The sequence below is a fragment of the Bradyrhizobium sp. USDA 4516 genome, assembly GCF_054055915.1.
On record NZ_JBSRXT010000001.1, the window covers coordinates 64,577 to 78,127 of the forward strand.

13 protein-coding genes and 1 pseudogene are annotated in these 13,551 nt (G+C 64.5%); 2 read left to right on the forward strand and 12 right to left on the reverse strand.

Annotated features, from left to right (window positions below; translation table 11 throughout):
• Positions 1-27 precede the first annotated feature (27 nt).
• On the forward strand, positions 28-705 hold the full coding sequence (locus ACVI1L_RS00340) for a GntR family transcriptional regulator (protein WP_229193290.1): 678 nt from the start codon (positions 28-30) through the stop codon (positions 703-705).
• Between the two features lie 37 nt (positions 706-742).
• On the opposite strand, the gene ACVI1L_RS00345 is transcribed toward ACVI1L_RS00340, so the two are convergent.
• From ACVI1L_RS00345 to ACVI1L_RS00380, 8 genes and pseudogenes are all read right to left on the reverse strand, one after another.
• On the reverse strand, positions 743-1,903 hold the full coding sequence (locus tag ACVI1L_RS00345) for an acyl-CoA dehydrogenase family protein (protein ID WP_253625911.1): 1,161 nt from the start codon (positions 1,901-1,903) through the stop codon (positions 743-745).
• Between the two features lie 121 nt (positions 1,904-2,024).
• Positions 2,025-2,792 carry a crotonase/enoyl-CoA hydratase family protein gene (locus ACVI1L_RS00350; RefSeq protein WP_057020591.1) on the reverse strand — a complete coding sequence of 256 codons (768 nt, stop codon included), beginning with the start codon at positions 2,790-2,792 and terminating at the stop codon, positions 2,025-2,027.
• A 20-nt stretch (positions 2,793-2,812) separates the two neighbouring features.
• Positions 2,813-3,595, reverse strand: a complete 783-nt coding sequence (locus tag ACVI1L_RS00355) for an SDR family NAD(P)-dependent oxidoreductase (protein WP_028336964.1) — start codon at positions 3,593-3,595, stop codon at positions 2,813-2,815.
• Between the two features lie 18 nt (positions 3,596-3,613).
• Positions 3,614-4,864: an acetyl-CoA C-acetyltransferase gene (locus ACVI1L_RS00360; protein ID WP_253639294.1), complete on the reverse strand. Its 1,251-nt coding sequence runs from the start codon at positions 4,862-4,864 to the stop codon at positions 3,614-3,616.
• Between the two features lie 216 nt (positions 4,865-5,080).
• A pseudogene (locus tag ACVI1L_RS00365) lies at positions 5,081-5,344 on the reverse strand (helix-turn-helix domain-containing protein); the annotation flags it as partial.
• Between the two features lie 10 nt (positions 5,345-5,354).
• Positions 5,355-5,762, reverse strand: coding sequence for a hypothetical protein (locus tag ACVI1L_RS00370; protein ID WP_456782022.1), 408 nt, complete (start codon positions 5,760-5,762; stop codon positions 5,355-5,357).
• A gap of 871 nt (positions 5,763-6,633) precedes the next feature.
• Positions 6,634-7,845, reverse strand: a complete 1,212-nt coding sequence (locus ACVI1L_RS00375) for a CaiB/BaiF CoA transferase family protein (protein WP_076834220.1) — start codon at positions 7,843-7,845, stop codon at positions 6,634-6,636.
• Between the two features lie 2 nt (positions 7,846-7,847).
• On the reverse strand, positions 7,848-8,615 hold the full coding sequence (locus ACVI1L_RS00380) for an enoyl-CoA hydratase/isomerase family protein (protein ID WP_092083035.1): 768 nt from the start codon (positions 8,613-8,615) through the stop codon (positions 7,848-7,850).
• A gap of 249 nt (positions 8,616-8,864) precedes the next feature.
• On the opposite strand from ACVI1L_RS00380, the gene ACVI1L_RS00385 reads away from it, so the two are divergent.
• Positions 8,865-9,941 carry an AraC family transcriptional regulator gene (locus ACVI1L_RS00385; RefSeq protein WP_057020597.1) on the forward strand — a complete coding sequence of 359 codons (1,077 nt, stop codon included), beginning with the start codon at positions 8,865-8,867 and terminating at the stop codon, positions 9,939-9,941.
• Here ACVI1L_RS00385 and ACVI1L_RS00390 read toward each other — a convergent pair.
• The 4 genes from ACVI1L_RS00390 to ACVI1L_RS00405 are packed head-to-tail and all read right to left on the reverse strand — an operon-like array spanning position 9,904 to position 13,515.
• Complete coding sequence (locus ACVI1L_RS00390; protein WP_158074242.1) at positions 9,904-10,056, reverse strand: hypothetical protein; 153 nt, start codon at positions 10,054-10,056, stop codon at positions 9,904-9,906. The genes ACVI1L_RS00385 and ACVI1L_RS00390 overlap by 38 nt on opposite strands.
• Positions 10,057-10,071: 15 nt before the next feature.
• Positions 10,072-11,427, reverse strand: coding sequence for a fumarylacetoacetase (gene fahA / locus ACVI1L_RS00395; protein ID WP_456782023.1), 1,356 nt, complete (start codon positions 11,425-11,427; stop codon positions 10,072-10,074).
• Between the two features lie 37 nt (positions 11,428-11,464).
• Positions 11,465-13,159, reverse strand: a complete 1,695-nt coding sequence (gene actP, locus ACVI1L_RS00400) for a cation/acetate symporter ActP (protein ID WP_456782024.1) — start codon at positions 13,157-13,159, stop codon at positions 11,465-11,467.
• Positions 13,156-13,515, reverse strand: a complete 360-nt coding sequence (locus ACVI1L_RS00405) for a DUF485 domain-containing protein (protein WP_456782025.1) — start codon at positions 13,513-13,515, stop codon at positions 13,156-13,158. Before ACVI1L_RS00405 ends, actP begins: the two co-directional genes overlap by 4 nt.
• Positions 13,516-13,551: the final 36 nt, after the last annotated feature.

A 13,551-nucleotide genomic window follows, 5' to 3' on the forward strand; every position in this document is an offset into this window, starting at 1 on the left:
CCCAGCGAGAGGCGGCCACGACCACCGATGGACCAGAATTTGCGAGAACAGGTGCTGCAGCGGGTGCGGGCCGAGATCATTTCCGGGCAGAGCCTTCCGGGCACGATGTATTCGGTGCCGAGTCTCGCGGCGAGCCTCGGCGTCTCCTCAACGCCGGTGCGCGAGGCGCTGCTCGAGCTCAGCCGCGGCGGCCTGGTCGAGCCGATGCGCAACCGCGGCTTCAAGGTGGTGGAGCCGACGCTGACCGAACTGCGCAACTTGTTCGACATGCGCGAAGTGCTCGAGCTGCACGCCGCCGTGCTGGTCGCCGCCAATCCACCGAAGGATCTAACAATCGTACGCGGCTGGGCCGACCAGATCGCCAGGGCCGTGGAGACCGACGACGTCCAGCTCTATCTGGAAGCCGACCGCAACTATCATCGCGAGTTCATCGCGGCCGCCGGCAACGACCTGCTGACCGACACGGTGATGGGCCTGCGCGACAAGATGCGGCTTTACGGCATCAGCTCCCGCGCCGGCCACGAGCGGCAGCAAGCGTCAGTGCCCGAGCACTACCGGTTGATCGAGCTCGCGCTCGCCGGCGAGACCGAGGCGCTGACCACCCTGCTGCGCACTCACATCCGCTCCTGGGAGCCGATCTTCGTCGATGCATTGCTGCGCTCGAAGGAGCATGCGCGCGAACCACTGCGGCAGGCCCGCGGCTGACGCGGAGCGGAGGCAGCTAGGCGGTGATGGTGACCGGCTAGTCCAGAATGCTCTTGTAGTGCTCCGAGAAGACATCGCGGCCGATGATCAGCCGCATCACTTCGGAGCTTCCAGCGAGGATTCGATTGACGCGTGCATCGGTGAACATGCGGCTGATCGGATATTCGTCCATGTATCCCGCGCCGCCGTGCAACTGGACGCCAAGATCGAGCATCTTCCACTCGACCTCCGACGACATCATCTTGGCCTTGGCGCCCATGTTGCTGGTCAGGCGTCCGGCATTGTGCTCGGCCACGCAGTGATCGACATAGACCTGCACGAGATCGATTTCGGCATCCATCTCCGCCATGCGGAACTGGGTATTCTGCTGTTCGGCGAGCGGCCGGCCGAACAATTTGCGGTCCATCACGTAAGCGCGCGTGATGTCGAACGCCTTGCGGCCGTTGGCGATCGATCCGACCGCGGAGATCAGCCGCTCCTCGGCAAGGCCTTCCATCAGATAGTAGAAGCCCCTGCCGGGTTCTCCGAGCACGTTGGCCTTGGGCACCTTCACATTGTTGAAGAACAGTTCGGCAGTGTCCTGCGCCGGCATGCCCATCTTCTTGAGATTGCGGCCGCGCTCAAAACCTTCCATGCCGCGCTCGACGATCAGGAGCACCATGGCATGCTTCTTCTCGGCGCCCGCGAGCTTGGCCGCCACGAGCACCACGTCGGAATTGATTCCGTTGGAAATATAGGTCTTCGAGCCATTGAGCAGGAAATGATCGCCCTTGTCTTCCGCCGTGGTCCGCATGCCGGCGAGGTCCGAGCCCGCGCCGGGTTCGGTCATCGCGATGGCCAGGATGGTCTCGCCGCTGACGCATTTCGGCAGGAACCGGTCGCGCTGCTCCTCGGTGCCGAAGCGTTTGAAGTAAGAACCGACCAGTCGGCTGTGCAGCGTGTTGAACCAGCCCTTGCAGCCCGAGCGCGCGGTCTCCTCGATGATGATCTGCTCGTAACGGAAGTCCTCGTCGCCCATTCCGCCGTATTTTTCCTCGGGCCAGATCATCAGGAAGCCGAGGTCACCGGCCTTCTTAAACGCGCCGCGGTCGACGATGCCGGCTTCCCGCCACTCCTCCATGTGAGGCGTGATCTCGCTGGCGAGGAACTTGCGGTAGGAGTCGCGGAAAATAACCTGGTCTTCGGTAAAGCTGCGCATCAATCACCCAATAGCGCTCTCATGGAACCCCGCCGGCGTGCGGCGAGGCATCGTAAAAAGTTTAGAGCGCCGGTTCTGCTTCGATCAAAACCGACGCTCCGTCATCGAAACAGGCGATGCCCTACTTGCCCTTCCAGTTCGGCGCGCGCTTTTCGGCAAAGGCAGCCGCGCCCTCGCGGGCATCCTCGGATACGAAGACAGGACCGACGATCTCCTGCTGCCTCTTCCACATCTCATCTTCCGGCCAGAGCCGGGATTCGACGATCACCTGCTTGGATGCCTTGACGGCGAGCGGGCCGTTGGCGCCGATCGCTGCCGCGAGCTCAAGCGCGGCGTCGAGCGCCGGGCCGTCGGTCACGCGATTGATGATGCCGAGTTGATGGGCGCGCTCGGCGCCGAAGAACTCGCCCGTCAATGCGAACTCCATCGCCACACGGAACGGCATCTGGCGCGGCATGCGGATCAGCCCGCCGGCCGCTGCCGCAAGTCCGCGCTTCACCTCGGGGATCCCGAACTTCGCGTTGCGGTTGGCGACGATCATGTCGCACGACAGCGCGATCTCCATCCCGCCGGCGAGCGCGTAGCCGTCGACAGCCGCGATCAGCGGCTTCTTCGGCGGGGCCTCGGTCAGGCCGGCGAAGCCGCGGCCGGGGATCGACGGCCGCTCGCCTTTCAGGAACCCCTTGAGGTCCATGCCCGAGCAGAATGTGCCGCCGGCGCCGGTGATGATGCCGACGCTCAGGGAATCGTCGGCGTCGAGCCGGTCGATCGCCGCGGCCACGCCCTTGGAGAGGGCGAGGTTGGCCGCGTTCTTGGCTTCCGGCCGGTTCAGGGTGATGATCAGTATCGGTCCGCGGACTTCAGTGAGGACCGGGGTTTCTTCGGACATCGCTTTGGTCTCCTGATCGCTTAACGCGGAGCCATGCGGATGGCGCCGTCGAGACGGACGTCTTCACCGTTGAAGTAGCCATTGGTGATCATGGTCAGCGCCAGATGCGCATATTCCTCCGGCATGCCGAGACGCTTGGGGAACGGCACCGACGCGCTGAGCGCGGCCTTGACGTTTTCCGGGGCGCCCTGCAGCAGCGGGGTGTTGAAGATGCCCGGCAGGATGGTGTTGACGCGGATGCCTTCGGCCATCAGGTCGCGCGCGATCGGCAGGGTCATGCCGACCACGCCGGCCTTCGAGGCAGAATAAGCCGCCTGCCCCATCTGGCCATCCTCGGCCGCGACGGAGGCTGTATTGACGACCGCACCACGCTCGCCGTGCTCCAGCGGAGCCAGCGACAGCATGCCCTGCGCCGACTTGGCGATGCAGCGGAAGGTGCCGACAAGGTTGATCTGGATGATGCGGTTGAAGGCGTCGATCGGGAAGTGGGTGGGCTCGCCGGTCTTCTTGTCGCGGCCGGCGGTCTTCACCGCGTTGCCGGTGCCGGCGCAGTTTACCAGGATGCGCTCCTGGCCATGCGCCGCGCGGGCCTTGGCAAAGCCCGCATCGACCTGCTCGTCCGAGGTGACATCGACCTTGCAGAACACACCGCCGATTTCCTTGGCGATGGCTTCACCCTTCTCTTCGTTGAAGTCGAAGATCGCGACTTTCACGCCTTGCGCAGCCAGCGCGCGCGAGGTGGCAGCACCAAGGCCGGAAGCGCCGCCGGTGACGACGGCGGCGACCGATGAGTCAAGTTTCATGGCAATATCCCTTCGCGATCACATGCGTTCGATGATGATGGCCGGTGCCATGCCGCCGGCGGCACACATGGTGACCAGGCCATAGCGTCCGCCGCTGCGCTCGAGCTCGTCGAGCGCCGTGCCGATCAGGATCGATCCGGTCGCGCCGATCGGGTGGCCGAGTGCGATCGAGCCGCCGTTGATGTTGACCTTCTCGCGGTCCAGCTCGAGGTCGCGGATGAACTTCTCGGCAACGACCGCGAAAGCCTCGTTGATCTCCCAGACGTCGATGTCGTTCTTGGTCAGGCCGGCCTTGGCCAGAACCTTCTTGGCCGCCGGAACCGGCGCGTTGAGCATCAGGGTCGGGTCGTCACCCTGGTTGGCATAGGCCACGATGCGGCCGCGCGGCTTGAGGCCGTGCTTCTCGGCATATTCCTTCGACGTGATCAGCACCGCGGCGGCGCCGTCCACCACGCCCGAGCTGTTGCCGGCATGATGCACGCCCTTCCAGTCGAGGTTCGGGTAACGGCGCTGGATCTGCTTCTTGAACGTCGTGCCGTTACCGAGGTCGAAATCGGCAAGCTGCTCGAAGCTCGGCTTCAGCGAAGCCAGTCCTTCGGCAGTGGTTTCCGGGCGCGGGAATTCTTCGCGATTGAGGGCAACGCTGCCGTCGTCGTTGAGGACGGGGATCACCGACTTGGCGAAGCGGCCTTCATCGATGGCCCGCTTGGCGCGCTGCTGGCTCGTCAGCGCCAGTGCATCGCAGGCCTCACGGCTGATTCCCTCCCGCGTGGCGATGGCGTCGCCGCACACGCCCTGGTGCGACTGCGGGTGAATCTCGTCGAGCGCCGGATTGCCCGAACCCATCATCCGCGCCGGCTGCCCGGCCTTGGAGCGCTCGGCTGCCAGGGTCTGTTGGTAGCTCATCATCTCGGTGCCGCCGGCGATGACGCAATCTTCCATCCCCGACATCACGGACGCTGCCGCGAGGTTCACCGAGGTGATGCCGCCGCCGCAGAAACGATCCAGCGTCGTACCGCTGGCGTTGATATCGTAGCCCGCCGCGAGCGCCGACATGCGTCCGAGATCGCCGCCCTGCTTGCCTTCCTGAGTCGAAGTCGACCAGATGATGTCATCGACGGTCGACGTGTCGAGCTTGTTGCGCTCCTTGAGCGCGCCGAGCACCGTCGCGGCCAGATGCTGCGGATGCAGGTGCGACAGCGCCCCCTTGCCCGGCTTGCCGATGCCCCGCGGCGTGCGAACAGCGTCAATGATGTATGCTTCAGACATGCGTTTCCCTTTGCTTCGGATGTTTCGTTAGCTTGCGCTCGTACCGATAGTCCCAACCGTCTCCGCGAGGCGTCAACGGTGTGGCGTCACTGCAAGCGGCTCGGCAATCGAGTTGCGCTGATCTTCGAAGTACCCGAAGCGCGGCACTTGGCGGAGTTGCTGCTCGTCGGCGCAGGCAGGCTTGTCGCAACCATGCGCAAACAACGGCGCGCCGGGCGCGGCGGCGTGGGGACCGAGAGCATATTTCTGCTCTTGCGGCAGATAGATTAGCTGGCCGATCTGGGTAAGCGTCAAGGTAAGACGCGACACCGTCGATCGGGGAAGACCACAGCGGTCGGCGATTTCGCGATTTCCCAAACGTATGCTTCGACCTTCGAAGCAACGCACGATGTCGAATGCGCGCGACACCACCTGGATCACGCGCCGGTTGTCCGTGCCGGCGGTCTCTTGCGCCATCAGTACCTCAGATCGACGTCCCATCGTTTACGCCTCACTCCTCATTTTTCATACGGGTGAACGAAGCCCACTCTGCTTCGGGCGGCAGACGCCGATCCGCGACATCACTGCCGGGGCGCGCATCGCTCGCGCGCCCGAACTGATGTGCGGGATTTGGCGGCAGGGGTCCGCGGCGCGCTCCGCGTGGGCGGCTGCAGCGGTGCTGCACGGGTTTTTCCGGGATCGACGGTCTGACGCGATGGCCGGTCGCTCCGGCGTTCGGTCTGCCCGCGGTGATCACACTGACGTTGCGCTCGGCAAAGCGTGCGGCGGGCTCGGCAAGGTCATTCTCAGCCTGTTCGAGGCCGCTGCGCACGGAATGCACGAGCACCTTGTTTTCCAGCCAAGTGAGGCCGCGGCCGCGCGGGGCAAGCAGCTTCGGATGTCTCTGGCCGGCCAGCATCAGGCGGATTCTTTCCCTAGGGTTTTGGGCTTTAATTAATTGATTAATTAGTCAGGTGATTAAAGTGGGCGCTCTCCCCTGTCAACCGCCCTCGCCGCAGGGCGCCCCGCGCTCAGCCCGCACCTTCACCCCAACGCCTGTCAGCGCAGTGATCGCGGACCTGTCGTGATAAACTTCGTCAGATTCAGACCGCTGCCGAACGGCGATCGAAATTCCGCGCGCGATGGCGGACATGCCCCGACGATTTGCCGGCCGGTGCGAAACGCAGGCGCAAGCAATTGAGGGCGAAGCGGCGTGAGGAAGCAGGCGATAGCGGTTGCCGGAACAGACGCGACCGCTGGCCGGGATGACCGTTACGAGGGCGGACTTAAGCTATGAAAGCTTGGTGGCCGCACCAGGGCTCGAACCTGGGACCCGCTGATTAAGAGGCGTATGATTTGTTAGCAAAATCAACGGCCATTCCGACAAATCGCTCGTAGAGCGTGCATTGAACCTCCAGTTTGATTTCCTCTTGTCGGAATGGGGCAAGGCAAATTTCGAGCGAGCCCGGACCAACTAACGATAAGGCGTCGGGAATTCGAGGCACTGGTCCGCTGCATCGCTAAGCCCACTATTCTCGAAGCCTTCTTTTCTACCTACGGGCAGGCAAACTCGCGGGGTCGCCTCCTGATACCCCGTCAAAGGCCTCCTTTCGCCCGCAATTCCACTGCGAGAGGGTTGGAACCAGTTAGGTGCCGGCCTCGGGAGGCTCGCGTCGCGAAATGTCCGTCGCGGAAAGTGCCGAGAAGGTCGGAGCGGATCGCTCGATGTCGTCGGATTCCTCCTCCATCCAATTGAAGCGATCTTTTTGCCATGCCCGGACAAGCTCCGCCTATCGCCGGCTGAGCAGGATGTTGCGGTGCTGCAGATCCTTGATCCTCTCGGGCGCAAAGTCGAGCTGGCCAAGGACGTCTTCATTGTGCTCGCCCTGATAGGCCGGCATGCCGGGCGACGGCAGTTCCGAGCGGCTGAAGATCCAGGGATTGCCCGGCATTCGGACCAATCCGCCGGCCCGGTCATCGACCTCGACCACGGCATTCCACTCCTTGGCCCAATCGGTCTCCACGAACTCGTTGACGGTGCGCACGCGCCCAACCGCGAGCCCGGCTTCACTGACTTGCGCCTGCAACTGCTCGAGATTCTCGAACGTCGTAATCCAGGCGCGGATTTCGGCGAGCAACGGCGCGAGGTTCTGCCGGCGCAGGCTAGCGGTGGCGTAGCGGGCATCGGCCAGCAAATCGCTTCGCCGCATCATCGCGCAGTATCGCGTGAACATCGGTGAATAGATCGGGCTGGCGGCGATCGTCAGGCGGGTGCCGTCGGACATCTCGAAGATGTGCGACTCATTAGCCGACAGCGCGATAGGCTCGCCGTCGGTGTCGATCCCCGACATCATCGCGCCGGCGCGCTCGTTGACCGACAGCATCGTCGCAGCCATCGACACGTCGACGTGCTGTCCCTCGCCGGTGCGGTTGCGATGCTGGAGCGCGGCGAGCACGGCGATCACGCCCTGCAGCCCGGTATAGACATCGGCATGGCTGCATGAATCGCCGCGTGGCTCCGACAATGCCGCACCGAAATGGTCCTGCACGATCGAGGTCAGGCCGGTCTCGGCCTGCACCGTAGGCGCAAAGGCCGGCCGGTTGCGCCAGGAGGTCGACTGCCCGTAGCCGCTCAGCGAGACATAGATGATGCCGGGGTTGAAGGCACGGACGTCGTCGTAGCTGAAGCCGAACCGCGCCAAGGTGCCGGGACGGAAATTCTCGACGATGACGTCGGCCCCCCTACACAGGCGGGTGACTATCTCGCGTCCCTCAACATAGTTCAGATCGATGCTGAGATTCCGCTTGCCAGCGTTCTGCTGCACGAAATAGAGACCCATACCACCGACGTAAGGCAGTCCGGCGCGGCCAATGTCGCCGGACGGCGGCTCGATCTTGGTGACCTCGGCGCCGAGGTCGCGCAGCGCCTTGGTGCAATGCGGACCGGCCAGCACGCGAGTGAAATCGACCACCCGCAATCCCTGAAGAGGCGCAGCCGACATCGTCAGTCTCCCTCGAAGACAGCTGTTGCCGGGCCCGACGCGAAGAAGGCGTCGGCGCCGCGCTGGCGGTCCCTGGCCTTCCAGATCATGTCGTTGATCTCGACCTGTCGCGCGTCGGCAGCGGCGACGCCGCCGCGCGCCTGCAGGTTCGCCTGCATCTTGATGCCCGCGATGACCTTGGTCGGGCCGGCGGCGAGCTGTCGGGCCATGGTCATCGATGAAGCGCCCAATTCGGCTTCCGGGACGACGAGGTTGATGATGCCCCAGCGTTCGAACGCCTCGGGCGTGTGACGGCGGCCGAGCATCGCGATCTCCTTGGCCCGCGCGATGCCGGCGCGTTGCGCGATGCGCTGCGTGCCGCCGAGCAGCGGCAGCAACCCGACCGCAACCTCGACCTGGCCGAGGAACGCGGTGTTCGCTGCGATAATCATGTCGCAGGTCAGCGCGAGCTCAAGCCCGCCGCCAAGCACGCCGCCATTGACGGCGGCAACCGTGGGAACCGGTACATCCTCGAGACTACGCCAGATTTTTTCGAGGCCCGCCTGATCGGTGTGCAGCTTGGTGCCGATTCCCCAGGACGCCATCTCCGCGCCGGCGCAGAAGTGCCGCATCGAGCTACGCAGCAGGATAGCGCGGCAGCCGGCCGCAACCACCGCGTGGTAGGCGCCGACCACATCGTTGATGAGCTGGTCGTCGAGCAAATTGTGCGGCGGCTTCGCCAGCGTCACCACGCCAACCTTGCCGTCCATCTCGTGAAGTACTGTCGTCATCAGGTTCCCTCCGCTCGATACAGAAGCCGGCCGGCAGCGCTTTCGACGCAGCGTCACGGCGGTCAGACGTCTCCTCGCTGCGGGCCTGCCCGGCGCAGATCCCGCTGCTCTGATGATTTGAATGTCGTCCGTCATAACAAACGTGACAACGTCAAGCTCTGCCAATTATGATGTCGAAGATTGCCAAACGGCCGGAAGAGCCGTTCGTCGGCTTGTCAATCTGTGCCAGCCGGACGTGGAGGAAGTGCCATGAAGCCGATCAAGATCGTGATGCCGATCTCGAGCGACCCCGATGCGCCGACGCAGAGCCTGCTCGGACTCGGCGCGCTGGCCGCCGAGCTGGCGGCGGAGGGCGTGTCGGTGCGCGAGCTGTTTGCACGGACCGGCCTCGACGCTTCCCAGCTCGAGGATCCCCATGCCCGGATTTCACACCGCCAGCGGCTGGCGATCTACCGCAACGCGATGCGGCTGGCGAAGCGCTCCGATATAGGGTTGCTCGCAGGCGCTCGGCAGCGCATCAGCGATTATGGCATTTACGGCTATGCGCTGGTGTCGAGCCGGACATTCGGCGAAGCGCTGATGTTCTCGCTCGATCACATCACCATGGCCGGGCCGGCGGTAAGGCAGATCAGCTTCCGGATCGAGCACGGGACGACCGCGATCCTTCGCAGCCATGGGCTCGACCCGCTCGGCGAGCTGCTGCCGTTCGCCGCGGAATTCTGGCGCAGCTCGATGACCGCGGTGTTCAGCCGCATCCTCGAGTCGCCGTTCCCGAGCAAGAGGATGATCTTTCCGTTTGCCGCACCCGTGCACTGGCGCAACTACGAGCGGATGTTCAACTGCCCGATCGACTTCGGCGCCGATCGCATGGAATGGCATTTCGATGCCAAGGTGCTCGATCTGGCCTGCCCCAATGCAAACCCGATCACCGCGAAAGTCTGCCAGCAGCTCTGTGACGTCGTCTTGACCGAGCATCCCGGCGAATCCGAGCTAGTAAGGCGGATCAGAGCCGCCTGCCTCAACAGCCCCAGCCGATTTGCGGGCGCGCCGGAGATCGCATCCAAGCTCGGGCTGTCGCTGCGAACGTTCCACCGCAGGCTGGCGGAGGACGGGCAGTCGTTCCAGTCGATCGTCGACGGGATGCGGCAGTCGATTGCGACGGAGTTGCTCGAGAACACCCATCTGGCAATCGATCAGGTCGCCGAGCGTGTCGGCTTTGCCGACGCTACCAGCTTCCGCAAGGCGTTCAAGAAGTGGACCAACCGCTCGCCGTCGGCCTTCCGTCACCCTACAGCGCAGCGGCCAGCAGCGTCGCCAGACGCGTGACCAGCAGCAGCGATAACCCGACCGCCAATGTCAGGAGCTGTCCGAAGCGGAAGTCGTCTGGATCGAGCGCCGCGTTCTGGAGCTGTGCGTAGGTTAGCAGCGACTGACACTCCATATCACCCTCCCGCCATCAGGCATGGTTGTTTTCGGCAATCACGGCATCGGCGGGCCCGATCCTGCCGACGCATGAGCCGAAGCCGATGCCCGCAAAACCTTCCAGGCTGCAGCGGCCGCGGAAGGTGACCTCGTCGCCGTCCTCGAGGAAACTGCGGCTCTCGCCGCTCGGAAGCACGGCCGGCCGTGATCCGGCGGCGGTGAACTCGAGCATGCTCGAAAGCTGCGCCGGGCTAGGCCCCGAAATGGTGCCAGTGCCGATCAGGTCGCCCGGCAGCAGATTGCAGCCATTGATGCTGTGATGCGCGATCATCTGCGCCGGGGTCCAGTACAGGTATTTGGCATTGGATGTGAGAATCGCCGCGGCGGGCTGGTTCGCGGCGCGCATCTGCGCGGTCAAGAGCAGGACCTCGAGGTGGACATCGAGTCCGCCGTGCGATTGATCGGCCGCGTCGAACAGATAGTCGAGCGGACGCGGATCGCCGTCCGGCCGCGCCAGCGCCGCGACGCGGAACGGCGCCAGCGCATCCGACGTGACGACCCACGGTGACACCGAGGTAGCAAAACTCTTGCTGAGGAACGGTCCAAGCGGAAACATCTCCCAGCGCTGGATGTCGCGCGCCGACCAGTCGTTCAGCAGCGAATAGCCGACGATCTGCTGCGATGCTTCGGCGATCGGGACGGGATTGCCGAGCCGGTTGCCGGCAGCGAGGTAGAAGCCCATCTCGAGCTCGAAATCCAGCCGTTCGCACGGGCCAAAGCCCGGCGCTGCGCCCGCCACCGTGGGCGGGCGTTGCCCGAGTGGCCGTCGCACCATCCCGCGCCCCACTTGCACCGACGAGGCACGGCCGTGATAGGCGATGGGCACCCATTTGTAGTTCGCGGGAAGCGGATTTTCCGGCGTCAGCAGCGCGCCCGCCGCCCGCGCATGATAGATGCCGGCGTAGAAGTCCGTGTAGTTCGAGATGCGTGTGGGCAGGTGCAACGTTGCATCCGCGATCGGCGTCAGCAGTTCGGACGCACGGCGCCTGGTGTCATCGGCCGCGCTGCCCTGCCCCAGCAGATCGGCGGCGCGGCGGCGCAGCTCCCGCATCGCCATAGGTCCGAGCGCGAACAGCGCATTGAGCGTGCCTTGCTGGAGCGCCTGGCGGATCGGCGCCGCGAGGTGCTCATCGGAACCGAGCGCTTGCTTCAGGTCGAAGACGAAATCTCCGATCGCGGTGCCGATCCGCGGCTGCGTATCGGCCGCGGTGCTGAAGATGCCAAGCGGCAGATTCTGGATCGGGAAGTCGGTCGCGCTGCCGTTTGCCGTCTCGACAAAACTCCGCCGTGCCGGGTCGTGGGTCTCGTCGAGTTGAACTGCGTTGGTCATGCTGCCTTCCAGGTTCCTCGATCCGTGCCGTCCATTGTCACGAGGCTGCGGCTGCGAGAGCCGGCCGCTCGCTGGCCAAAGCCGCTCCGATCTCGGATTGGATGAACTGCGCCGCAAACGCCTCGCGTTCGCGCGCAGCGCGCTCGCTGCGATCCGTTACCGATAACAGCCAGACGAACAGGAAGGCGAGCGGCATCGAGACCAGAGCCGGATTGTCGTAGGGGAACAGCGCCGTCGGAAAGCCGAGGACGGCGACCCAGACCGTCTTGCTCAGCACGACCAGCACGACCGACGCGACGAGGCCCGCGAGACCGCCGGCGACGGCGCCGCGCGTCGTGGTACCACGCCAGAACATCGCCATCGCCAGCACCGGAAAATTGCAGCTCGCGGCCACCGACAACGCAAGTCCGACCATGAACGCCACGTTCTGGTTCTCGAAGGCGTAGGCCAGCAGAACCGCAACGACGCCGATGGCCACAGCCGAGACCTTCGAGACCAGCAGTTCGCGCGCTTCGGATGCCTTGCCGCCGGCCAGCACCTGGCCGTAAATGTCATGACTGACGGCGGAGGCGCCGGCGAGCGTCAGGCCGGCGACGACGGCAAGGATGGTCGCGAATGCCACCGCGGAGATGAATCCGAGCAGCAGCGGACCGCCCATCGCGTGGGCGAGATGGATCGACGCCATGTTCGGCCCGCCAACCAGATCGGCGATCTTGTTGAACTGCCCGGATGCCGCGACATTGAAATAGCTCGGATCCGTCATAAGGATCGCTGCGGCGGCAAAGCCCAGCACCGGAATGATCCAGCAGAAATACGCGACGCAGGCCGTCGCATAGAACACCGATTTGCGGGCCGCGGCGGCGTCCTTCACCGTGAAGAACCGCATAAGGATATGCGGCAGGCCGGCGGTGCCGAACACTAGCGCAAGGCCGAGCGAGATGGCGGACACCGGTTCGGCGAACAGTCCGCCGGGGACCAGAATAGCGGCTCCCTTGGGATGGACGTGGCTTGCGGCCTCCAGCAGCCGTCCGAGGCTGAACTCGAAATGCCACAGGGCAGCCAGCGCGAGCAGCGTTCCGCCGCACAGCAGCAGCACCGCCTTGGTGATCTGAACCCAAGTGGTCGCCTGCATGCCGCCCACGATCACATAAAGGATCATCAGCACGCCGACGCCGAGCACGGCGAAGATGTAGTTGATGCCGAAAAGCAGCTGGATCACCTTGCCCGCGCCGATCAGCTGCGCGATCAGGTAGAACAGCACAACGACGAGACTTCCGGTCGCGGCGACGAGCCGGACCGGCGTCCGCTGCAGGCGAAACGCGGCGGCATCCGCGAAGGTGTAGCTGCCCAGATTGCGCATGCGCTCCGACATCAGGAACAGCACTATCGGCCATCCCGTGAGAAAGCCGAGCGCGTAAATGAAGCCGTCGAAGCCGTTGGCGTAGACCAGCGCGGATATGCCGAGAAATGCGGCCGCCGACAGGAAATCGCCAGCGGTCGCCAGACCGTTCTGCACCGGCGTGATTGCGTGTCCGGCGGTGTAGAAGCCCGCCTTCGATCCGGTGCTGCCGGCCGAGCACCAGGTGATGACGAGCGTGACGGCGACGATAATCAGGAACATTCCGATCGCGATCCAGTCGGGCCCACGCGCCGCCGCGGCGGGCGCGCCCTGGGCCATCGCCGCAAATGGAAACACCACGCAAAGTGCGATCAGCAGCCATCTGGCGATCATCGGACGAGCTCCCGATTGACTCTGCGCGCGAGTTCGTCGAAGCGCGTGTTCGAGCGCTGAACATAGAAGGCGGTGAAAGCGATGATCGCCGCAACCATGAGAAGGGCGAGCGCGAAGCCGAGCGGCATCGCGCTGCCGGCGAAACTCGCGCCGAGCGCGGCTTTCGCGGTCGAGATCAGCGCAATGAAGCCGAAGAACATGACCAGTGTCAGGATGGACAGACCCCATCGCAGCCGCGCGCGTCCCGAGACCAGTTCCCTGAACGCGGCGTCGCAAGGATTTCTCGCGTGCGGTCCGGCGACAGTTGCGGCATCCGATTCCTCCCTCGTAGACATTTTGCTGATCGCCGTGCCCATCCGCGTGCGTTGCGCCGCAGAGAATCAAGGCTCGGG